This window comes from Bacteroides sp. AM54-2NS, from assembly GCF_003602935.1.
GTDB lineage: Bacteria > Bacteroidota > Bacteroidia > Bacteroidales > Bacteroidaceae > Bacteroides > Bacteroides xylanisolvens.
Map to the genome: position 1 here is coordinate 130,816 of NZ_QTMZ01000010.1, position 23,412 is coordinate 154,227.

Consider the following 23,412-nt stretch of genomic DNA (forward strand, 5'->3'; position numbering starts at 1 on the left):
TAACCTGCTGATAACAAAGGTGAAAAGTATTGCATAATTCGTTGATTTTTTTAGTAAATTAGAAGTTAACTACTCATCTAATTATGGCTAAAGAAACACTCCTTATGTAATACCAATCCGAGTGCCTGTCGGCTCTCAAATCAGTCGTGAATATACACAAACCTTTTGAAAAAACGTTCATGGACACCATGAAATTATTCATGGCCATCCCGGATCGTATAAACTTCCTCCAATTGGGCAGGTATGGATGTTTTTCGGAACAGACCTACCGTAACCTTTTTGAAAATGAAACTTTCGACTGGTTTGCGTTCAACGCCTCTATCATCAGCAAGCATCTCACAGGCAAAAGAAAAGCCATCGCCATCGATCCTTCCTATATCCCCAAGTCCGGTCATAAGACACCTTGGATTGGTTACCTCTGGTCAGGCTGTGCCGGGGATTATAAGCGAGGATTAGAAATCATGGGCATCGGTGTCATTGACATCGACAACCATGAATGCATGACTTTAGGTTCCATTCAGACACCGGACTGTAAGACCTTGGATAATATGGGTAAGAACCTGGTTGACTGGTATAGCAGCTATCTAATCAGTAGAAAAGACAAGCTACAGAGCATATCCAGAACGGTGGTTGCAGACGCATTCTTTTCCAAGGAAACTTTCATAACGCCTATGTGTGAGAGTGATTTCCATGTCATCAGCCGCTTTAGGAACGACGTAGTCCTGTACTATCCGACATTGGAAAAGAAAACAAGAAAACGTGGTCATCCCAAGTGGTTTGACGGCAGGATTGACTTTGCCAATCTGGATCTGACCCGGTGCAAGGAATACGAGGTGAACAAGGGAAAACTATACGGATTGAGGGTATATGCAAAAGCTCTCAAAAGGTATGTTTCCTTGGCCGTCTGGTATCCGATGGACGGGAGGACAGACAAGTGGCAGCTTTATTTCTCTACAGATGATTCCATGGATGGATGCGAAGTCCTGGATTATTACAGAACCAGGTTCCAATTGGAATTTTGCTTTAGAGATGGAAAGCAGCATGCTGGAATTACCAACTGTCAGTCAACTGACTTCAGAAAGTTGGATTTTCACTTCAATGCATCGCTTGCTGCTGTCAACTTGACCAAAGCGGCATGTAAGAGGCTCGGAATAGCCTATTCCATATCCTCTTGCAAGTCATTCATACACAATGCGTATATGCTTGAACGATTTATTTGCGTGTTTGGGATTAACCCAGACATGCAAGTTATTGACAAACTCTTCAAAGAACTCATTTTATTTACTGCCAGAGCCGCTTAGGCTTGGCGAATTTTTAACGAACTATTGTTCATGGATATCAATTTAAATATAATAGTTACAACGTTACATTAGCACTTTCCAGTTCATCTATTATACTCTTTGTTCCCGCCAAATGTGCAGCCATGGCGGCTGATGCTGCATTGGGGTCTTTAGCTTTTATGGCCTCAAGTATGGTTTCATGGAAATGGTTCGACAGCTCCGGATTGAAATTCGGGTTGAGCGTATAAATGATATGAGAATAAAGCATGGGGCGGATGGTCTCCATCATCAGCGAAAAGACTTTGTTGCCCGAAGCATCGGCTATCGATTTATGAAACATGAAGTCGTAATCGGCAAATGTCTCAAGTCTGTATTCGTCCGTCTTCATCTTCTCTAAAACTTCTTCGATGGTTTTCACTTGTTCAGACGTGGCACGACAGGCAGCCATTTCGGTCATCTTGATTTCCATAGACTTTCTGAATTCCATAAAATCACGTACCGTCGTTTTCTTCATCCGGAGCGATATATGAAGCATTTCGGTTGTGGCCTTGGCACTCTCGTCTATCACTTCCACCCCCTTGCCATGGAGTTTTCTCACCATACCCCTGGACTCAAGCGTCTTGATGGCCTCTCTCACCGAACTACGCCCTATACCGAACTCATGGCACAAATCTTCTTCTGTTGGCAAAAAATCCCCTTCTACAATTTTGCCTGTAACTATTAAGTCCGACAGTATGTCTGTCACCTGCTTAGTCACAGAGTCATTGGCTAAATGAGGCAAACTATTTAATATCTTGGAAGTCATAAGTTAAATTAAGTTTGTTAAAATGTTTTTTGACGCTATATCTTAAAAATGAATAATACTCATCAGACACGCCCAGATTGAATAATACAACAATTGTTGTTCGAAAGCTACACGCACGAGCTATGTTGTCTGACATCTGCACAAAAATACATTCTTATTATCATACAAACAAGCTTTTCTGTAAATTTTTCAATAAATATTATATGTTAAAAACAAAAGCCCTGCCATCGCCGACAGACATATCGGCAATGGCAGGGCTTGAATTATCGTGATGGGCAGCCACCTATATAGTGACGTTTACGCCTTCAAGTTCTTCTATTATCCTTTCCGTTCCGGTCAGATGCAAACGCATGGCCTCTACCGCCTCTTCAGGATTCCTGTCCCTGATGGTTTGAAGGATTTTTTCGTGATAATGGTTCGAATGTTCAGGATTGAATGTAGGATTCAGCGTATATATGATATGATTATAAAGCATCGGACGCATGGTTTCCATCATCAGCGAGAACACACTGTTGCCGGAAGCGTCGGCTATTGATTTATGGAAATTATAGTCGAATTCAGCAAATGTGTCAAGCTTGTACTCCTCGTTCTTCATCTTTTCCAAATGACCGGAAATAATTTGTATCTGTTCGTCGGTGGCACGTTTGGCAGCCAACTCCGTCATCTTGATTTCTATCGAGTTTCGGAACTCCATGATATCCTTCATCGTAGTTTTTTTCATTTTCAGCGATATCTGCAGCAGTTTGGCAGTAGCCGCCGCGCTTTCGTCTATCACTACCATCCCCTTGCCGTGAAACTTCTTTACCATTCCCCTCGACTCAAGGGTCTTGATGGCTTCCCTTACAGAACTTCTGCCTATTCCGAACTCGCGGCACAAGTCTTCCTCAGTGGGGAGATACTCGCCAAGTTTAATCTTTCCCGACACGATTAAATCTGTCAAAATATCCGTCACCTGTTTAGCCACAGATTCATTGGCCAAACTTGGTAATCCTTTCAATAAATCCGAACTCATATGTTATTATTTTTTGTTATTATTTTTTTATTCAAGTTATCTGATGTCATATTATGATGCAAATATGATAACTTTTTCTTAAATAACGGAAACTTTCTGTGATTAAAATCACAATATAAGTACAAAAACTACTTCATTCTTAATATTTTCGATAATAATCTCTATGCATTTCGATAATATATTTCTCCAAAGTTCCCTTTTCAACCTCACTAATCTGTTTTCTGTTCATTCCATAATAAGGAGATTTATATGTTATATCATCGTCACTGCTATATAGGAAAGGACGATCTAATTTTAAAGCAGGTTCATCATATTTCTTCATTTTTAAAATTAATTCATCTTGAAATCTTTTCCTAATATCCGAATATTCAGGAGCATCATAATAATTCTGAATTTCCAAAGGGTCTTTCTCTATATCGAGTAACCAAGGCTTATCCTTGCATGACAAAACAAGCTTGTATTTCCCATCTGTGATAGCAATCCACTCACTAAAAGGAGAGTCAGTGATGTATACCATTCTGCCATTCTCCACGACACTGACTGTATCTTTCAAAATACAGCTCTCATCTTCACCATGAACTTCACCCAATTCATTAAAGCCCATCAGTCCCAATATAGTAGGAGGAAAATCAGTTGTATTCAAAGCTCTTTTTATCACTTTCCCCGACATTATACGTGAAGGATATCTCACAATAAAAGGAACTCTTATTGCATCATCATAAGGGCAACCTTTATCAACTCTCATGTGATTATAAAGCATGTCTCCATGATCGGATGTAAAAACAGCTATCGTATTATCAGTCAGACTATTATCATCCAGATATTTCAAGATTTTTCCAACATTGTCATCTATACATTTAACCATAGCAAAATAATTCCGGATATTTTTAGGAACAAATTTTTCTGCTTGAGCTTTTCCCCCTATCCCCCATCCCGGACGAGCATTAAGCAACTCTTCAGTATTTGTAGATGGGTTGGTAATTTCAATTTTAGCATACTGTGATATGTAAGGTTCCTTGCACAGATCAGGTGAATGAGGGTCGGGAATCGACAGCATCATACAAAACGGACGATTATCACGTTCTTCCAACAATTCAATGACTTTATTTGTCAAAAAGTCAGTACTGTATTCATAAGCATCATCCCCTTCTTTATTCTTATTGGTGATGTATATTCTATTGGGTTTTTCTTTCACCTTATACCACTTCTCGTGATCTGTCTCAAACATATAGTTTCTATTCTGCCACCCAAAAGAAAAGCCAGGCTCGTAGTACATTCTGCCAGGAATTTTAGGAACTCCTGCCAGATGCCATTTGCCAACGTAAGTAGTCGAATATCCATTTTCAGAAAGTACATCAGCAAAAGTCATGAGATTTGAATCCATTGGCATACCATTGATAGCGCCCCTGCAGCAGCAGGATAAAGTCCAGTCTGGAATGACGCCCTGGCCGGTGTTGATACAGGTGCGGAAGTGAAAAAGTTCAAACATAAAGCTCCTTCAGAAGCAAGCCTATCGATGTTTGGGGTCTCTATTTTAAGCGAACTTCCCCACAAGTTTCTCTGACATTCTGCCATATGTTCTCTATAACACCCCAAAGTCCTTATAGAATGTTCATCAGTCATAATTACAAGTAAATTGGGCTTATCTACATCAGTCTTATCTTTAAAACAAGACGAATTACTTACAGAAAGAAACAAAGCTGATGATAAATACAAAAATCTGTTCATAGTATAATATATTTTTATTTTATAAAAACAATACTTTCCAATTATGCTAAAAGCAAAAGGGAAAGCTGATTCACAGCAATTTCGAATCACAAAAAACGCCTCGGCATTTTGGATAAAACGACGAAACGTTTTCTCTTAAATTCTTCGTCATTTTAATCAAAACGTCGAGGCGCTTGAATTTAACTGGATAGAAAAAGAATGCTCCAATATTTTTAGTGTATAAATCCGGCAGTTAGATTGAGGATTCTGTTAACTGCACTTTAATAGATATCTTTAGTTAGCTGGTGCCGTAGAACCTGGTATAGTCAGACATAACACTTCTCCTGCCTTCAAAGCATTAAAAGCTTGAAGCATCCTGTTTACACCTTCACTATCAGAAGATAATTTTGAATTCTTCTTAGTTCCGTCTGTATAGTTTACAGTGAAAGTCATATCATCCGCCTTAACACTATTCATAGCCGGCGGATAGATAATAAACATACATTTATCAGCTTCATCACCTTCGTTAAATGTATATCTCATCCACTTTTCCGAATTTAAACTCGACTCATAAGTTTGAGTCAGTGTTTGGGTTTCATTGAATCCTAAAGTTAATTGGTTTAAAACCACTGTTTTAACTGAACCTCCATCTTTATTGGATGGATAAAAAGTAATGTTTGCAGGTTCTTAATCAAATTCCGTGCTACTTATTTATGTTCAATTACCTTATTCATGGCTATTCTGGAGTACTTTAAGATGCATATAGTTTGGATAATTTATTTGTTATTTCTAATATGCCGATATCCCTTTATCCATCGGCCTTTCAATGAGCTTTACTAGCACGGAATTTGATTAAGAACCTGTTTGCAATAGTTTTATCATCAGGAATATTCTCTACTTCTACATATACGATTGATGTCAACTGTTTATACGTTACAGACAAATCACCGGATTTAGTTGGCGTTATTTTATCTGAAATCATTACATTGTATTTATTAAAACCTGCCTTAGTTTGTTCTGCCGGTATAGTCAGAACTTTAGTTTTTCTATCAATGGTATTAGCATAGGGATAATAAAAATATGCTTCTTTAAATCCTGAATTAAAACTTGCATTAAAATACACGGATTTCATATCGTCACTATAACGATCAATATTAAAAGGCGGCTGCCCCATTACTTGTTGCCCTTCATTGTCGGTAGAAAGAGTAAGAGCATAAGCTTTTGTATCCGTATCTTTTACCCATTTTAATGATATATTATTTTTTGTAATCTGATCAACAACTGTTCTTGATTCAAGCATAGTTTCTTGTTTCGGAGTTGGCATAGATGCCGAAACATTCATGGTTATCGTATCACCGCTATTTTTATCATTCCCAAAGTTATCTTTAGTACAAGATGTTGCAAGTGTTACAAGACTCAATATACAAAAAAATTTTCTAATCATAATTTCAAATTTTTAAATGGTTATTTCCAAATGCTTGAATCGAAACGATTTGATTCACTTATTGTAAAATTATCCATACCGACACCCTTATCCCCACTTGAACACAAGACACCTTCCGACTCAACATTAATCACTACACACTTGGGGAATTCATAAGAAACGTCCTTCAAAGAACCATTTTCGATTATTGTTTGATTTGTTTTCATATTAATATATTTTATTTAATTAGTATTCGTAAACAAATAAAAATCCTAACGAGATATACAGCCTAACATCGCAGTGTTTTTAGAGGAAAGAGCTTTCTTTTGTCCGACATCTACACAAAAACACATATTAAAGAGCAAAACAGCAAGCTTTTTAATATTTATTTAACAACATATGTTATACAGCATTTTTCAAGAAAGATTTCCGAGCAGTACATCCATACAAATGAAAGCTTAAAAATCATTAGGATTGTACTCCCTCTTGGAGGACTTGAATTGTGAATAATCCTTTCTTCGCCATGTGCGTATATAGTCTACCTTCATGGTAGAGGGAAATCCGGCCGCATCGGCCTGTTCTTTGGTGGTCGGGACGGGAAAACGTTCTCCATTGACATATTTTTCAAACGGAGTACGTGGTTCGACGGAAAGGACAACATACATCGGCAGATGCCAGTAGTAGTTAGGTTTCGAGGCTACACGCCGGTTGTCTATATACCATATTATAGAATCCGGGCGGTTCTCGCAAGCGTAGAGATGATAGTCGTCGCGCGAATCCCATTTCACAAGACACTCGTTGGTCCCCCACATATCGTCAGGACGGATAAAATCCTTTGACACACAGTCGTCTTTCAACACCATGATATGGTAATTACAGCTCATAATGTGCAAATCCTTTGGTACTTGCTGCAACTCTACCACATCGATTTCATTGTACACCACTTTTCGCGGGTAAGGCTCTCCCTCCACCTTTTCCCATGGAATGTTATATAGCCAGAAAGCCGAGCAAGTGCCTTTGAACACGTGCGCGCCTTTTATCTTGCTTCATAATATCCATAAGTGGTTTTGGATTTGGAGCGCAACATCCCCGACTGGAAATACATATGTATGGAACTTTCGCCATAAGGCGCATCGTGTTCATTATGCCTGATGGTAACGTTCAGATTTCCATCTTTCATCATCACATTTTCGGGATGAAAGTCTATGGTTTCGAATGTCTGTGTGGCAGCCAGCCAATTACTGCCGTAAGCCTTGCCGTCGGTATCGAACTCGTTGGAAAAAGCCTCGTCCTGAACAAAAAGTCCGGGATTGGTATGCGGGGTGACGGTCCATTTACTTAATTCCTCAAGCTTAGTGCCATCCACAGCCGTTATTTCATCCCCCATCTCCGGTTTGGAACTACCGCCGCCATGGTCGGGCAGAGTTGAGCCATCGTTACCATCGGGAGAATCTATTCCGGAATCATTTCCAATTTTCTCTTCATGGCAAGATATTGTAGCGCCACCCGTAAGTATAGCAAATATAAAAACAAAAAAGTTTCGTTTGAAATAATCTTTTCATGATGAATGAATTATTAAAAAACCTGCTTAAGCATAATTGGTATAAATAAGCAGGTTCAATAAAACTATATAATTATTTTATCTTACAGGTATCAGCTGTATGTCATCTATATAAAAGACCACACCTGACTGTAATGCATTACATGAAGGCACTGTTAGTTTTAGAGAAAATTTCTGAATATCATTATTCAAGGATATATTTTTCGAAAGTTTCACCCACTCGCCTCTGGTTTGATTGAAAGAGAAATCTGCTATTTTCGTAGAGGCATTGCCATCTGTACCATAATAGAACCAGAAGTTTTTAGATTTAATATTATTGTTGCTATCACTTGTGATGTAAATATTAAAACTAAACTTATAATTGCCCACTGGTATTGTCGGAGAATAATGAGCTTTTGCATACATTATCTGCATCTGGTCATTTTTCTTTCCTTCGTCAATAGACGTAGTTTCCAAATAGGATATTTTCAAAGAACGGCTTCCTTCACAAGCTTGTTCTGATGAGCCTTGTACAACACCATTTACTCCTACTTGATTTCCATAAAAGAAATTGGCAGCCCACCATTCGTTCGTCAACCAGAAACCAGTTCCACCTTCAAAGCTATTTACATTCTTTCCTTCATTTAATGGAAGTACAGAAATATCTTTAATAGAATTAACAGCTTCGGCATTGTCAAAACTTGAAAGAGTCCTTTCGTCTACAGAAGTCAGTTTATCACCATTGTACGAAAGTTTCACTGTTTCACCTTCGTATATGCGGTCAGACAAAACAAGAGCCAAATTACCATCTGCAAGAACATTAATTTCAGAAACAGCAAGATTTTCGACAGGATTACCATCAACACCATTTACAGTCAAAGTAAAGTCTGCGACAGCCTGTTCTAAATTCTCGTTTTTGAATGCTCCGTCGGCCTTGATTACAATCTGACTGTTTGCTTCGGAAGAAATGGAAACAGACTGCATAGTAAATGGTTTCTCCGATTTCTTTACTATAACTTTCAAAGGAATGTTTTTGGTCACTTCGACTGCCACAGCAGCAGGCTGCGTACGTTTGGCCACAAATGTGAAACCAGAATACTCACCCGGAACAGCAAAAGTAAATTCCGCAAACTCTTCTGTTGATGTTTTTTCCGAAGAACCTTCCACATTCCAAGTCCTTGCATCCGGACGATCGGATTCAGTCAAATCTTCAACCTTTATTTTCTGTCCGGCTTCGATGGTCCATGTTATAGATTCCGATTTTTCGTCCATAGTTTCTCCTGTAGCCATATTGGTTATTTTAAACCGCGGCTCCAATCCACCATAAACATTAACTTCGAATTTCTTGGTAATAACCCAATCGCCTGTAGTTTCATCCTGAATGGCTCTTAAAGAGCCATCTTCCAAAGCCACCGGTTTGTCGTATACATTACGCAAAGTAACAGAAGAAACACCTGTTTTACCAAACAGAACACTGACCGTGTCTTCATTAGACGACAAGCCTTCAACAAGCTGTTGGCGCAAATCGTCGTCTACATTAAATCCTTTTTTCAAGAATCCATTGCCTTCTTCTATTATCCACTCATGAGATTTACATCCCACGGACTTATTGGTAAATGTAAGGAAAGTGTCAACCATTATCACATTGACAGCCGATGAATCCCACGCAGCCTTGTAATGATATTCCTCGCTTGAAGGAGTGTATTTCTCCGTCTCGGCTATCTTCATCGTATACGACGTGGTGGTAACAGAAGTTCCTATTGTGGTAGTTACTTCCATGGTTGATTTACCGTCCAGCTTGCTACCGGAACAAATATATTCGTCAATCCTTTCCACTTTCTCGCCTTCGGCGCGAGCAGCTTCGACCTCGGACACTATCTTGAACGAGAAATCAAAGTTGGTTGTAGTAGAATTGTCTACAAAATCGGAAGTTTTGAATGCAGTGGCCTGATTGGCGACAAACTGAATCATCAATGGCCTGGTACGATAAACCTCCATCAAGTCTATTTTGATTTTTCCACTCGTCACCTCCGTCAATTCATAAATTGATTCTTTTGCCGGAACATCTACCTCCCATTTCTCCGGTTGACATGATAGCAAGAGGAATGTTGCCAGCAAGAATATGTAATGAAATATTTTTTTCATGACTATTAGCATTTTATCTTAATTTGATTAGATTTATGTTATCAATATAGAACAAGCTTCCCTGTGGTGTTGTCTGCGGGAATACAAACTTATATCCCATTTTTCCGTTCTTAATATCGTCGGCAGTATATGTCACAACCAATGAATTAAGAACCCACTCTCCTGTTTTTTCAGGGAACTTGAATTGGACAATCTGTCCGTCTTCATCATGTTGTTCATTATTAGCCCCCATACTATATGCGCTATATGGTTTACCGGCAAGACCTGAACCTGCTTTTTCCACATAAATATAATGCATAAGCTTGTATGTACCCGGTTCTAACGCAAAGTATTTAGGTTCCGACTGCATGAAGAATATTTGACTGCTTAATACCGAATTAATATCGACCTTAAGAGACTGTGCTCCTTCGTAATACCTGTCGCCCGACAAGCTACAATGTTTCAAAGAATTATTATCGGCCCAATAATTACCTGCATACGGCAATTCAAATCCACATAATTTCAATGCAGCATCAGGTATGACACTTTCTCCTAAATAGTCGTTTCTTATTTCCTGGTCTGAGAAATTCTGCAAAACCCTGTTGGCATTCGTAGCCACAATCTCATTTGCACCTGCGTTATAACTTACCAAGATCTTTTCATCAGGATAAACAGGTGTTGCGAGTTTCAAATTCAATCTGGAGTTGTCGCTTTCGTCAATTACAACTTCTATAACATCTAATTCTGTATTATCTGATGCTACCTTGACAGTAAAATCATCTGTTACACCAGTTGCCTTAAGAAAGGCACCATTTTTTGCTTGAAGCACGATAATATCAGGAGAAGTGACATCAACATACGACGAAGCATAATCAATTTCAAACGGGTCTGTACAAGGCTTCACTGTTACAACAAGAGGAATAATCTTTCTGACATTAGCCTTAGGTTCTTTTCTTGAACTCGAAATTGTAAATCCAGAGAAAGTATTGGCATTGGTAAATCTTACCACAGCCTCTTTATCGCTGTATGTCCTGTTAGCAACAGCCCATGTCCGAGAATCAGGACGGTCGCCACCCTCTTTATCTATAAATACCAACTGGTCGCCAGCCATCAATTCTATTTTAGTCCATTGCTCCTTATCGTCGGATACTTCATAACCCGGTTCAATGTCGAGTACAACAGTGCCATCCAGTTTCTTTACTGTTACAGCAGGGTCGAGCTTACCATAGACATCAATAGGAAATTCTTTTGTCAATACCCAGTCATCACCTTCCTTTACGGCTTCAACAGGCTCAGAAGTATTAGACCTGACCCATTCGGAAAAAACATTCCTCAGAACAACCTTGGTCATACCTGGTTTTGCAAAGAATACACTTTCTTGTTGTCTGGTAGAAACTAAACCTTTGTTTTCATCTACTTGGGAGCTTAAATTACCATCTTTATAATTAAAATCATTTTTCAAGAACTTGGAACCTTCTTCTATTATCCATTCATGTTTCAGACATCCCTGAGATAAATCCATGAATGAAATAAAAGAATCGACATTTACTTTGTAAACTCCGCTTTGCTTAATAGTTTCACTTGTGTACCACGAAACGTCACAAAGAGTATCCATGGGATCATAATCGTTTTTACAACCCACAACAGAAAGCATTGCCGCAGCTATAAGTGAATTTATTATATATTTATTTTTCATACTGTAATTATCATTAAAAATTCATCAACCAATAATTATTTCTGAATAGCAGTGTTATTCATTATTTCTTTCTGAGGTATCGGATAATACGCGTTATAAGATTTCCTATAGTTCATCGCCGCATCATCATACTCGTAATTGATAAACTGCGTCTTGGGATTGCCCGAAGGTTTTGTCTTAACCAAAGTGCAGTTCTGTTTCAAATCCGTCAGAGGAGTCCCGTCAAGTTTCACAGCAGCAAAATTATTTGTCCAATATTCATATTCCTCATCCGTGGAAAGCTTTTTGAAAATATTATTATCATCGTCTTCAAGCAAGCCCCATCTCAACAAATCCTGCCATCTGATTTGATGTCCTTCCACTGAAAGTTCCAAAGGACGTTCTACAAACTGCAAATGATGCAAGACTTCTTCTTTTGAATAAGTTTTGCCATCGTATGTGCGTGAACTGTATTTTCCTGTTGTACCCAACAATTTCAACCCCCATCTGTATCTGATTTCGTTGATATAATTCAATGCACCTTGAACGTCATTTTTTACAAGCAAACATTCGGCATACATCAAATACACGTCGGACAAACGATTTACCACAACATTTTTTCCGGACATTACAGCCTTTTCTTCTGTCACGATATCGTGATTGGTGTATTTCTTGTATTTACCAAATCCCCACTCAGCCTTAGGACCACCATACATATTGGGCTGTTCAGCCGTATTGCCTGTGATATAATATGGAGTAGTGACATCATTTATCAAAGCAACCATGGAGGACGCACGCAAAGAAACATTTCTTAAGGCTTTATTAAGATCACCATCCAAATGGTTTTCCGGTACAGCCGGATCCATTTCTTCATTGTTGTATGCCCAGACCAACCATGCAGGAACAAGACATCCAACTGTACTCGTAGTCATAGAGTTCAAACGATTGTACATACAGTTGTCATCCCATGTTCCGATATCAGGACGTTGGTCGAGCGAATAAGATATTTCCAAAATGGACTCGGAATTAAACTCTCCGGCAGTGGTAAACATCTTTGACAAGTTCTGAACGAGTTCGTAACCATAACGTTTATCGGTTATCACCTCATAGAACAAAGGTTCCGCCTTATCATAATCTTTTGTGTACATATAGCTGGTAGCTAAAATAGTAGCCGCAGTTCCTTTGGTAGCAAGTCCCACGTATGCCTGTCCTGACGGATTGGTATATGGCAACAAATCATAAGCTGCCTGCAAATCTGCACGATAAAATTCCAATACTTCTTCGGCTGGTGCCAATGGCTGATTGAATTCAGAAGTGGACTGGATAAGGTTTTTACGCAAAACCACGCTTCCGTTGTTAAACGCTGACGAAAGATAAAAATACATCAAACCTCTCATAAATCTGGCCTGTCCCATCTGATAGTCCCATTTAGACTGGTCTTCGGCACTTAAAGCCTCCCTGTCTATCCTATTTTCCAATGCATATATAACCTGATTTGCACGCCATACTCCAGTATAAAGAGCATCCCATTTTCTTGATATGGCATCTGTGGTGTAATTATACAAATGTGTGTACCACGACCAACCCTCGTCGTTATTTTGCGGAACTGGTCGTCCATATCCGGGCCATCCCATATCAGAACGCCATGCTTCCTGGCGTATATTCAAGACATAATCGTTTCGTAATACTGCATATGTAGCATATATTCCGGATTGAGTATCCGACAAAGTATTCCAAAATACCTCGGTGGTGGTTTCATTTGGATTAAGTTCTGTCAAATAATTGTCGCAAGATGTGAAAGTAGGCAATGCGACTGTCAATATAGCTATACTTTTTAATATATTATTCATCGTCATACTAAATTAGAATGATAAATTGATACCTGCACTGTAAGTTGTAAAACTTGGATAGTTACCCATATCCATACCTCTTGTGCTGATGTTACCACCAATTTCCGGGTCGTATCCAGAATATTTCGTAAGAGTAAACAAGTTTTGTGCAGCTATATAAACTCGGAATTTATTCAAATGCCATTTGGTTGTTATACTCTTAGGTAACGTATATCCTAATGTAATATTCTTCAGTCTTAAATAAGAGCCATCTTCCAGCCACAAGTCAGTATCAGCATGATAGTTGGGATGTGACTTCAAGTCACCACGATATGTCGGTATAGGAGAATCTGTATTTACAGGTGAATACATTGCAACCAAATCTTTATGTCTTCCATATCCAAAAGCTGTAGCTCGTGAACCATTCATAATTTCATGTCCGAGAGCTGAATAAAAATTGGTATACAAATCGAATCCCATATAGTTGAATTGCATAATGAAACCTATCTCATATTTAGGCAAACCACTACCACAATATACCCTATCATTGTCTGTTATTTTTCCATCCTTGTCCGTATCCTTATATATAAGGTCACCCATTTTTGCAGACGGATTTATCTTCTGATAAGCTGCAAGCTTTTCAGATGAATTAATTATACCATCTGTAGGATAAAGGAAGAAAGCACCGGCCTCGTACCCCTCTGCTATATATGTAACCTGAGATACATTTTGTGCTCCTGACACAAGTCCCCATTTATAAGCACTTATTCTTGTACCATCTCCATTAATGCGAGTAATTTTATTAGTATTGGTACTGAACGTTCCACTTAAATTATAATAGAATTTACCAATATGTGAACGATATTGTGCAGCCAGCTCATACCCACTATTTACCATATTTCCAACATTCATTGTAAGCTGTGATGCGGAACCGGTTGAACCAGGCAAAGTAACCGGGAATAACATATCTCTCTTTCTTGTCGAATAATATTCGGCAGTCAATGTTACCTTATTATTCAAAAAAGCAAGGTCAAGACCCAAATTGTATTGCTCTGAAGTCTCCCATTTAACGTCGGGGTTTGCATATTTCACTTGTGTAGTACCTAATCCAAGATATTCACCAGAACCTGTTCCTGTGGTATAATCGTATCCTGGAGAAACAGTCGAATAGAATGAATATGGAGAAAAATTCTGGTTACCTGTAGTACCATAACTACCTCTCAACTTGAAATTGTTTACCACCTTTGTCAAAGGTTTGAAGAATGGCTCATCACTTATATTCCATGCCACCGATGCAGACGGGAAAAATCCCCATCTGTTTTCTTTTGCAAAACGCGAAGACGCATCCGCACGCATACTCATACTTAATAGATACCTGCTCTTCCAGTCATACTGCAAACGGGCTATAGTACCAAGAAGTTTGTTCGTATAATTTCCGTCTGAACCAGCTTCCGGGTTGATTGACGTACCATTTATAACTTCGATGTCATTGTTCAGCACCCCTTCTTTTCTGGCATAGAAACCTTCGAAATTATATTCTTCGCCAGTCACACCAGCATATGCGGTAATTTTATGCTTGTTAAAAGTATTCTGATATTGCGCTCCAAAATTCCATGTTATAGAATTTCTATTAATAGAACGAGCCAAAGCATAACTGTCTTCCGGCTTAGATATCAGTTCGCCAGTATTCTGATTAATGATTTCTTTATATGGTCTGAACTGGTTTCTTACTCCATGACTTTCATTCATTGACACTTGTGCCGAAAGGTCAAGACCTTTTATTACGGTATATTTTGCATTTAAGTTTGCGAAAGAATTAGATGTACGCAAATTATCTTTAGAAAAGAAAGTCTGAAGTACATATCCAATTCTATTTTGTTCCTCGCCACCGGCTGTCTCAAAGCTCTGATCCTGAGCTATATATGGCTGCGACGGATAATACTTGATAGATTGAACAATAATTCCACTTGGAGAATAATCCGTATCTTCGACAGACAGACCTACACTTCCCCTCATAGAGAACTTTCCTTTAGTGTAATTAAGATTTACACGGGTATTAAATCTGTCAAATCCTGAATTAATAATACTACCTCCCTGATTGAAATATCCCATCATAACACTATAGTTCAAGCCATTTCCACCTCCACTCAAATTTAACGAATAATTCTGATTTATGGCATTATCAATAAATATCTGATCCAAAAGATTTGTATTGTTATGGAAATAGCCAGGAACCTTGTACAAATCCAAAATCACTTGGTCGTCAAGCAGATCAGGCTTCAAGGCTCTATTACGAATTATCTCAAAATAGTTCTGTTCTGAAGCATTCATCAAAAAATCGTTTGATACAATTTTCTTAACACCAAAACTACCATCGAATGTAACTTTCATGGCTCCGGCAGAACCTTTTTTAGTAGTAATCAAAATAACTCCGGCAGCTCCACGAGTTCCGTAAATAGCGCACGAAGCGGCATCTTTCAAAATATCAATTGTTTCAACTTCATTCGGGCTGATGCGAGGGTCACCTTCTTGAGGAACTCCATCTACTACATAAAGCGGAGTATTTCCACCACTAACTGAAGTTACACCACGAATAAGAATATTTGAACTTGCTCCAGGAGCACCACTCTCTGCGGTGACGCTAACACCCGACACCATACCCTGAAGTGCGTTACCCAAATCGGATGTATTGATTTTGGTCAACTCTTCGGACTTAACTTGGGCCACAGCCCCTGTAAGTTCTTTCTTCTTAACTGCACCATAACCGATTACTACGACATCGTCCAAAAGTTGAGTATCGTCTCTCAAAGTTATAACCATATTAGGCTTAACTTTAACCTCAGCATTCTTGTAACCAATAAATGAAACGACCAACACATCTTTGGCATTTGCATTTAATGTAAAATTTCCATCAAAATCGGTAATTGTACCTACCGAAGTTCCTTTGATAATGACATTTGCACCTATAACCGGTTCGCCTGTTGCATCATTTACGACTCCCTTAACTGTAATCTTCTGCGCAAACAGCCCTAAAGAGACAAATAGAAAGGACAATAAGAAAAAAACCCTCCTGTTAAACTTCTTGTTATTTCTTATCATATAAATTTGTTTTTAAAATGTTTTTCAAGCATTATTATTAATGGAAAGCATCAATCATAAGACCTGAAATATACTTTCTTTTTAATCAACTTTCTCGAAAGTAATGTCATCAATATAGAAAACTACAGGTTCTGTTCCTTTTGGTACATTGATATGAAGAGGGGCTTTCAACATATCAATCTCCTTATTACCATCCAAATGGAAAGGTTCGGATTTCACTTGAACCCATTTTCCTGGTTTCACCCATCCAGTCTTAAGCATAGACGAACGATAAGGCGATTCGAAATCTGGTTTTTCATTAGAATTTGGAGCAAGTTTTTTGCCGTCCTTATATTTGGCGTTCGGGAAATACATCGTAAAGTTTTTCAATTTACCTGACTCTATAAAAATCCAACACTTGGCTATGTATTTTCCATCTTTCAATTCCACAAGACCGTTTTGGTTGAATGTTCCACATGCCATCTTCAGTTTCTCTAAAATACTTTCGCTTTTAAAGCACAGACTGTGTTTTCCATTTGGTGTATGATTCTTTGAATCTGTAACGGCGAATACATCATTATCCTGCAACCACCAGTTACATGAACTTTTAACAGATAGGTTTGCGGCCATCTTGCCTACCTCGAAAGCGTAATTGTTTTTATTAAATGTCTGAGCGTTTGCTGAAGCCATTGAAGCAATGACCAATCCAAGGAATAATACTTTTGTTTTCATGATAATTAAATTTTAGTTTATGAATTATTGTTTTTCTCTTAAATATCGTTCTTTTAGACTTTAAATTAAATGTAGGTTGTCTGATGTCTTTGCAAGTTTAGGGATTATATTCTATATATACAAATAATTTTAAAATATAATCACACTTAAGGGTGATATTTAACTATAATAAACACAATGTAAATTCTATGCTTTTTGCGATACTTATTTAGGACTATGGGAAAGAAACTTTCGGATTATATGACATGGGACGGACTTTGGATAAAGAAAAAAATCGCAAGCTTAATATTTTTTCGATATGTAAGCTTGCGATACCCTAAACAAAAAAATTAATTAATAAACTGTATCCAGTGGTTTAATCTGATATGTAAACTCGTAATCTTTATATGTTAGCCTGTATTGAGGCAAACAGGTGCTACCCCAACTATTTTCGCCACCTAATCCTTGCTGGGCGTAATCTATGCATACTTCGATAAAATCGGCAGGTTCTACTTGACCTGAATGCCTTTGATCTTTGAGGTCACCATCGTCAAGAGATTCAATTGTATAGTTCAATGCTACCATAGAGAAAGGTTTTGAAGCCACAAAATTCAAACCTATACCACCTTTATTTGTTTGGTTCCACCATCTGATGTCGGTCTTACAACCATTTTCTTGCGGACGAATGTATGGGTAGAATTGTTCTTGTGTGGTCATTTTATATATACCGACAAACGAATTGTGGTTTCTGTCTATATAGTTTTCTACAGGTCCTCGTCCATAGAAATGGCTATAATACATTTCTTTAGGCATCCTCATACGCATTCCGTAACGGAACATATTTGGAACTTTTTTGCCTTTATCTGTCAAGAGTTTCTGAGTAACCTGAATGGCTCCCTCATTGTTGATGACATACGATAGTCTTAATGTAGAGAATACCTCAGGCATTTGATATTCTGCATCTACATAGACCATGGAATTTTCAACTTTAGAAGTAATGTTGTTCAGTTTCATTACCGGATTTTTCCAGACTTTATACTTGAGGTTGAGACGTGCGCCATAGTCATTGTCTGTTCCGGCACGCCAGAAATTTGGTGTCAAGCTTGAGCCTTTTTCTATCATTGATACTCCATTGACATCGTAACGACACAGGAAACCATCGACCTTGCTAAACTCTATATTAAAGTTCTCGCCTTCAACTATTACTCTGTTAACATCCGGTTCCTTTATACGAGGTGCTATAATTTCGGCATGACCAACGGGATTGTTGCTCAACTGTTGGAACTTATGATTAGGAATATTTACTTCAATCTGGCTTTTAGCTATGATATGACCGGCCTGAAGCAACTGTTCGGATTGCTTGAGTGTGTAATAGACATTCAAGTAGACCTCGTCTGTATCGGCAAAGTTTGAGCGTGAGAATGGAATCTGAAGTTCAACAGTTTCTCGCGCCGGTACATCAAGTTTTGAAACAATTCCTTCTTCAACAATTTTTCCATTTACTGACAAGTCCCAATTCATGATATATGCATCAAGACTGCGGAAGAAATATTCATTATAAACATTTATTTTTCCATTCTTGATATCGGATGCACTTGTCCATATCGGTTGATGGAAATATTTGACCTCATAACTTTGCGGATTAGGCACACGATCAGGACTGATTAGTCCGTTGGCACAGAAATTATTGTCGGAAGCATCATACGGATTAAAATCACCTCCATAGGCATAATACATATTACCATTTTCATCATATCTACGAATACCTTGATCTACAAAGTCCCAAATGAAACCTCCCTGAAACTGAGGATATTTGCGTATCATGTTCCAATAATGTTCGAAACCTCCCATTGAATTACCCATTGAATGCCCGTACTCGCATTGGATAAGAGGCTTTTTAGGATTTGCCTTTACATATTTTTCGCAAGGACTGTATCCCGCGTACATAGGACAGAATATGTCAGTATAGTTAACACTTGGATTTTTTTTGAGCGATTCTTCCAATGGCATACCTTTGTTAAGGTCTCTTATGACCTGAGACATAGCCGGCTCGAACTGGCATGCTCTTGACGGGTCTTCTTTCTTAATCCATTCATAACAAGCTTCAAAGTTTGGTCCCATACCTGCTTCATTACCCAACGACCAGAATATTATGGAAGGATTGTTGAAATTGCGCTGTACATGGCGTTGATTCCTTTCGAGGTGCGCTTTGGCATATTGTTTGTTTTTTGCAAGCGAACGATCTTCGAAGAGCATCATCCATGTGATTCAATATTAGCTTCTGCACACACATAAATTCCATATTTATCGCACAAATCATACCAATATGTATCATTAGGATAATGGCTCGTACGTACGGCATTTATATTTAATTCTTTCATGAGACGTATGTCCTGAAGCATTCTTTCCTTACTGATTACATATCCATAATCCGGGTCAATATCGTGACGATCGGCACCTTTGAATAATACAGGCTGTCCGTTCACGAGAATTTGTCCTTTTTCGTTATCCAGTTCCACCTTGCGGAAACCAACATTTACGGGAATTACCTCACCATTTGAAATGGCAAGAAGTTTATAAAGGTTAGGAGTCTCTGCAGTCCATTTCAGAGGAGACTTCACATTGAAGCTTACTGTCTGGTGACCACTCCCTGAAACCGTCTTGGTTTCGACAGGCTGTCCGTCCGGAGAGAATAGTTCGAGAGATACCGTCTGACGTCCATTTAATTTTAAAGAAACATCAAGTGTAGCATCAGTATATGTTTTGTCCAAGTCAGGCATTATACGGAGATCGTCAATACGTTTATTATTTCTGGCGTAAAGATAACAATCGCGCGACACGCCACTCAGCCTATAGTAATCCTGGTCCTCAAGATAAGTTCCATCGCACCATCTGAATACCTGGAAAGCAATAAGGTTTTCCTTTCCAAATTTCACATAAGGGGTGAGATCAAACTCTGCCTCAAGTTTACTATCTTCACTATATCCTACGAATTTTCCATTTACATAAAGATAGATATTTGATGTCACCGCACCAAAATGTGCTATGACTGTTTTTCCTTTCCAATTGGCAGGAATGACAAAACTTCTTCTATAAGAGCCTACATGATTATTCTCAACAGGAAATTTAGGCGGAGTATGATAATATTTGTTGGTCCATGCCTGGGTTAGGTCGTTTATTTCGCAGTCTTCAATCTGGCTTCTCCATGGATAGCCAAGATTGACATACTGCGGGTCGCCATATCCGTTCATTTCCCAATTTCCGGGCACAGGCATTTTGCCCCATCCACGGTCGTTGAAATCTGTTTTATAAAAATCAAGAGGGCGCATATCCGAATCTTTTACCCAATTGAATTTCCATATTCCATTCAAAGACATGATATTTTCCGAGAGCCATTTATCACCTTTCATGGCAAGTTCTTCAGACTCATAAGCAAAATAATATGTATGCATCGGCATGCGGTTCACCTGGTTTACTTCAGGGTCTAACCACTCTGTCCTATTCTGCGCCACACCATTTACTGATGCAAGCATCATAGCTAAACATAATGTTTTTATGGTTTTCATAAATCTACAATGTTAAGTTTAAGTTACTTATCAGTTCTTTATTTCTGAATTTCTATCAGCATTGTTTTTTCGGAAGTCAAAGTGAATTGTTGTCCCAGCGACATTCCGTTTATAAGATTTACGACGTTCTTTATGTTTCCTTTCTTTGACTTCAAAGTCACAATGGCATCTGTACATCCTAAATTTATAATCGACATGACATATTTGTTCTTGCCTGTCGGAACGACTCTCCACATACAACCTTTTGTGTTTATTCCATTTTTCTCTACAATGAACACATCCGGCATAAGTTTCTTCTGTTCGAGAATTCTAAATGATTCGTTAGTTATTTTGCCAATGCCATCCATAGGGATTAACTTGCCTTTAGATGCGTTCAAGGAGATATTCCGAGGTTGTCCATATTCATTTTTCTTCAAACTGACAGAATCTATAATAACCGTGCCGCCATTGTCAAGATATTTTTGTATGGAATTAAACTCTGCATCTGTCACAAATTCTGTTTTCGACACTACTATCAATTCCCAAAGATTATTTTTCTGACTGTTGATTATATCTTCCGTAGCAAATCCCAATGGAACACCGTTGAAATACATTTTGCGATAAAGATCGAAAAGGTTTTGCATATGGAACCACTTGTTGATGACAGAAGTTTTAGAATAGAACAGGCGTATAGGCTGTTTAAGGCTTTGCATTGCTGCGATTTCACTACTGAAAGCATTAAGATCCATCATTGTTTTTGCAACTTCGTTTGCCACCCTTGGCTGCTGAACCACACTTGCCGCATATGCATTGTTCATCGCATTGTCAGGCCCTCTATAATTCATCAGATCTTTTCGTATAGCTCCGTCTTTTTCTCTTGCCCAAAACCATGTATAATTAACATTCATACCATGGAGGGTTGCAAGCCAATATGCAGAACGAACAAAGTCAGGTGTCATATAAAGGTTACGATACTGTGACGAGGAAAGGTAATGTGACTCCGAGTTTACATTTGGCTTGTTTGGAGAAACCGACCTGCAAAAATCATAAGTCATAGTCACTTCTTTCCAATCGAAAGAATAAACCCCTTCCCAATATTCTTTTTCCTTTCTGCGGTTCCACTGTTTCTTTACTATTTTAGCGTCATTACCGATTATATCAGAAAGTTTTGTCAGAGCTTCCATGTCAATACCATGATCTATCTTATCGTCCGAGAAAAGATGTGGCATGATTTTTAAATGTGTTTTTGCATCAGAATCGTATTTCTTTATTCCTGAATCAAGGAACTTGAACCATTCTGTCACTCTATCCATATTAAACGACATCCAATCATAGCCGGCCGGTTTTCCCTTAAGATTTACGGCAAACGGAACTTGAAACTCCACCTCATCAAAAGAAGAGAATGATGTATTCCATAATTTATTGAGATGAGCTATATTGCCATGCTTGTTTTTCAACCAAACACGGAACTTTTCCATTGTATATTTCGAGATTACACCAGTAGCCCACGTTTTCTGCATAGAAAACCAATGCGGTTCATTTGACAGTATATACCCATATCAGTATAGGCCTTGCCTTTCATTAAAGGTATCGTAGATTTAAATGTCGTTTCCCAAAATCTACGTATGTTAGGATTGTCAATATCGTATTTTGTAAAGTATCTTGAGCCTATACCTAAATCAGGGTCAATGTCCAAGGCCCATTTTGGAGCTACTCCATGCCATAAAAGTACATAACCGGAATATTTGGATGGATATTTGGCTATCTTTTCAACACCCATATACGAAAGATCTCCGTTCTCATTTTTTATGGATGGTAACGCCAATGAAACTCTATCGACTTTTCCACAATATTCATTAACCATGAAGTCGGGCTTCGTAAAATAATCATTTATATATACAGGTCGATTGCCACTCACAAATTGGTTTCCTTTTACTTTAATGGATTCCCAATCTATAGAAGGAACCGGACGACGTACATATTTGCCTGATATAACACCTTGTAATTCTTCGATAGCGGTATCAAGCATTTTGTTTACTTCATCTCTTTCGAATTCGGCAAGCTCTGCAGCCATCTTTTCTGCATCTTTTTTATAAGCCGGCCATGCTCTGAACTGATAAACATTAGGCTCAATGTTTTTCTCATCCCAAGCTGCATAGCCAAGAAATGTCTTGGACATCCATACTGCAAGTTCTTCACGCTGTACATCAAGCCCTTTGCTTTTAGCCTCAATTATCAATGAATTTAATTTAGAAATTTTCTTTTCTGCATTTTCTACAGACTCCGATGCCATTATTAACGCAGGAATCAATAAAAAAATAAAGAGAAACTGTTTTTTTTTCATGATTAATTAAATATTTAAGTTACTATGTAAGTGTATCCAATATTATGACCTTACCTTATTGCACACTCTCACAAGAATATTCAAATATAGACTACAAACACACAAAAGTTACCTGAAAACTCTCTTTCTACCTCAAAATACTTAATATTAGAATTCTGTAAAAAATAAACCTTCTATAAAGCATGAATGCATTATTAATTCTATCCTGAAATTTTATCCAATTATAATTTTATGACTCAATCAATTTATATATCGTTTGTCCCTATAATTATAATTTTATGACTCAATCAATTTATATATCGTTTGTCCCTATATTATTTCAATTCACTTTTTACCTAA

At 38.1% G+C, this 23,412-nt stretch carries 17 protein-coding genes and 1 pseudogene; 1 reads left to right on the forward strand and 17 read right to left on the reverse strand.

The genetic code is table 11. The features are described from left to right. The first annotated feature begins 125 nt into the window (after positions 1-125). The gene (locus DXA05_RS08890) at positions 126-1,301 is read left to right on the forward strand and encodes a transposase (RefSeq protein WP_317191158.1); all 1,176 of its coding nucleotides are present in this window, start codon (positions 126-128) and stop codon (positions 1,299-1,301) included. A 55-nt stretch (positions 1,302-1,356) separates the two neighbouring features. Here DXA05_RS08890 and DXA05_RS08895 read toward each other — a convergent pair whose 3' ends face one another. The 17 genes and pseudogenes from DXA05_RS08895 to DXA05_RS08975 all read right to left on the reverse strand — a co-directional run bounded on the left by DXA05_RS08895 (position 1,357) and on the right by DXA05_RS08975 (position 23,073). After that, positions 1,357-2,085, reverse strand: a complete 729-nt coding sequence (locus DXA05_RS08895; protein WP_072066918.1) for a FadR/GntR family transcriptional regulator — start codon at positions 2,083-2,085, stop codon at positions 1,357-1,359. A 283-nt stretch (positions 2,086-2,368) separates the two neighbouring features. Next, entirely contained in the window at positions 2,369-3,097 is a 729-nt protein-coding gene (locus tag DXA05_RS08900; protein WP_004320118.1) for a FadR/GntR family transcriptional regulator, read from the reverse strand. Positions 3,098-3,236: 139 nt separating this feature from the next. Further along, positions 3,237-4,487, reverse strand: coding sequence for a sulfatase-like hydrolase/transferase (locus DXA05_RS08905; protein ID WP_347812594.1), 1,251 nt, complete (start codon positions 4,485-4,487; stop codon positions 3,237-3,239). Further along, complete coding sequence (locus DXA05_RS08910; RefSeq protein ID WP_128859077.1) at positions 4,463-4,825, reverse strand: sulfatase-like hydrolase/transferase; 363 nt, start codon at positions 4,823-4,825, stop codon at positions 4,463-4,465. Before DXA05_RS08910 ends, DXA05_RS08905 begins: the two co-directional genes overlap by 25 nt. A gap of 273 nt (positions 4,826-5,098) precedes the next feature. Further along, positions 5,099-5,347 carry a hypothetical protein gene (locus DXA05_RS08915; RefSeq protein WP_072066916.1) on the reverse strand — a complete coding sequence of 83 codons (249 nt, stop codon included), beginning with the start codon at positions 5,345-5,347 and terminating at the stop codon, positions 5,099-5,101. 280 nt (positions 5,348-5,627) lie between these two features. Further along, a complete protein-coding gene (locus DXA05_RS08920) occupies positions 5,628-6,248 on the reverse strand; it encodes a hypothetical protein (protein WP_128859078.1) in 621 nt (206 codons plus the stop codon). 20 nt (positions 6,249-6,268) lie between these two features. Next, on the reverse strand, positions 6,269-6,454 hold the full coding sequence (locus tag DXA05_RS08925) for a hypothetical protein (protein ID WP_072066914.1): 186 nt from the start codon (positions 6,452-6,454) through the stop codon (positions 6,269-6,271). A gap of 231 nt (positions 6,455-6,685) precedes the next feature. Beyond that, entirely contained in the window at positions 6,686-7,252 is a 567-nt protein-coding gene (locus tag DXA05_RS08930; protein WP_165861503.1) for a family 16 glycosylhydrolase, read from the reverse strand. Between the two features lie 11 nt (positions 7,253-7,263). Continuing rightward, entirely contained in the window at positions 7,264-7,614 is a 351-nt protein-coding gene (locus DXA05_RS08935; RefSeq protein WP_128859080.1) for a hypothetical protein, read from the reverse strand. Positions 7,615-7,866: 252 nt separating this feature from the next. Next, positions 7,867-9,912: a hypothetical protein gene (locus tag DXA05_RS08940; protein WP_128859081.1), complete on the reverse strand. Its 2,046-nt coding sequence runs from the start codon at positions 9,910-9,912 to the stop codon at positions 7,867-7,869. A 13-nt stretch (positions 9,913-9,925) separates the two neighbouring features. After that, complete coding sequence (locus tag DXA05_RS08945; protein WP_128859082.1) at positions 9,926-11,587, reverse strand: hypothetical protein; 1,662 nt, start codon at positions 11,585-11,587, stop codon at positions 9,926-9,928. A gap of 35 nt (positions 11,588-11,622) precedes the next feature. After that, positions 11,623-13,416: a RagB/SusD family nutrient uptake outer membrane protein gene (locus tag DXA05_RS08950; protein ID WP_165861504.1), complete on the reverse strand. Its 1,794-nt coding sequence runs from the start codon at positions 13,414-13,416 to the stop codon at positions 11,623-11,625. A gap of 12 nt (positions 13,417-13,428) precedes the next feature. Beyond that, on the reverse strand, positions 13,429-16,494 hold the full coding sequence (locus DXA05_RS08955; RefSeq protein WP_128859084.1) for a TonB-dependent receptor: 3,066 nt from the start codon (positions 16,492-16,494) through the stop codon (positions 13,429-13,431). 81 nt (positions 16,495-16,575) lie between these two features. After that, positions 16,576-17,205, reverse strand: coding sequence for a hypothetical protein (locus DXA05_RS08960; RefSeq protein ID WP_072066908.1), 630 nt, complete (start codon positions 17,203-17,205; stop codon positions 16,576-16,578). Positions 17,206-17,538: 333 nt separating this feature from the next. Further along, a pseudogene (locus DXA05_RS08965) lies at positions 17,539-20,750 on the reverse strand (glycoside hydrolase family 2 TIM barrel-domain containing protein). A gap of 38 nt (positions 20,751-20,788) precedes the next feature. Continuing rightward, the gene (locus DXA05_RS08970; protein ID WP_128859085.1) at positions 20,789-22,249 is read right to left on the reverse strand and encodes a beta-galactosidase; all 1,461 of its coding nucleotides are present in this window, start codon (positions 22,247-22,249) and stop codon (positions 20,789-20,791) included. Continuing rightward, positions 22,222-23,073, reverse strand: coding sequence for a hypothetical protein (locus DXA05_RS08975; RefSeq protein WP_128859086.1), 852 nt, complete (start codon positions 23,071-23,073; stop codon positions 22,222-22,224). Before DXA05_RS08975 ends, DXA05_RS08970 begins: the two co-directional genes overlap by 28 nt. Positions 23,074-23,412: the final 339 nt, after the last annotated feature.

Bases quoted from the DNA above. Each gene is read 5' to 3' on its own strand.
- DXA05_RS08895 (WP_072066918.1), bottom strand. From the start codon at position 2,085: ATGACTTCCAAGATATTAAATAGTTTGCCTCATTTAGCCAATGACTCT.
- DXA05_RS08900 (WP_004320118.1), bottom strand. From the start codon at position 3,097: ATGAGTTCGGATTTATTGAAAGGATTACCAAGTTTGGCCAATGAATCT.
- DXA05_RS08905 (WP_347812594.1), bottom strand. From the start codon at position 4,487: ATGCCAATGGATTCAAATCTCATGACTTTTGCTGATGTACTTTCTGAA.
- DXA05_RS08910 (WP_128859077.1), bottom strand. From the start codon at position 4,825: ATGAACAGATTTTTGTATTTATCATCAGCTTTGTTTCTTTCTGTAAGT.
- DXA05_RS08915 (WP_072066916.1), bottom strand. From the start codon at position 5,347: ATGAGATATACATTTAACGAAGGTGATGAAGCTGATAAATGTATGTTT.
- DXA05_RS08920 (WP_128859078.1), bottom strand. From the start codon at position 6,248: ATGATTAGAAAATTTTTTTGTATATTGAGTCTTGTAACACTTGCAACA.
- DXA05_RS08925 (WP_072066914.1), bottom strand. From the start codon at position 6,454: ATGAAAACAAATCAAACAATAATCGAAAATGGTTCTTTGAAGGACGTT.
- DXA05_RS08935 (WP_128859080.1), bottom strand. From the start codon at position 7,614: ATGGGGGATGAAATAACGGCTGTGGATGGCACTAAGCTTGAGGAATTA.
- DXA05_RS08940 (WP_128859081.1), bottom strand. From the start codon at position 9,912: ATGAAAAAAATATTTCATTACATATTCTTGCTGGCAACATTCCTCTTG.
- DXA05_RS08945 (WP_128859082.1), bottom strand. From the start codon at position 11,587: ATGAAAAATAAATATATAATAAATTCACTTATAGCTGCGGCAATGCTT.
- DXA05_RS08950 (WP_165861504.1), bottom strand. From the start codon at position 13,416: ATGAATAATATATTAAAAAGTATAGCTATATTGACAGTCGCATTGCCT.
- DXA05_RS08955 (WP_128859084.1), bottom strand. From the start codon at position 16,494: ATGATAAGAAATAACAAGAAGTTTAACAGGAGGGTTTTTTTCTTATTG.
- DXA05_RS08960 (WP_072066908.1), bottom strand. From the start codon at position 17,205: ATGAAAACAAAAGTATTATTCCTTGGATTGGTCATTGCTTCAATGGCT.
- DXA05_RS08970 (WP_128859085.1), bottom strand. From the start codon at position 22,249: ATGCAGAAAACGTGGGCTACTGGTGTAATCTCGAAATATACAATGGAA.
- DXA05_RS08975 (WP_128859086.1), bottom strand. From the start codon at position 23,073: ATGAAAAAAAAACAGTTTCTCTTTATTTTTTTATTGATTCCTGCGTTA.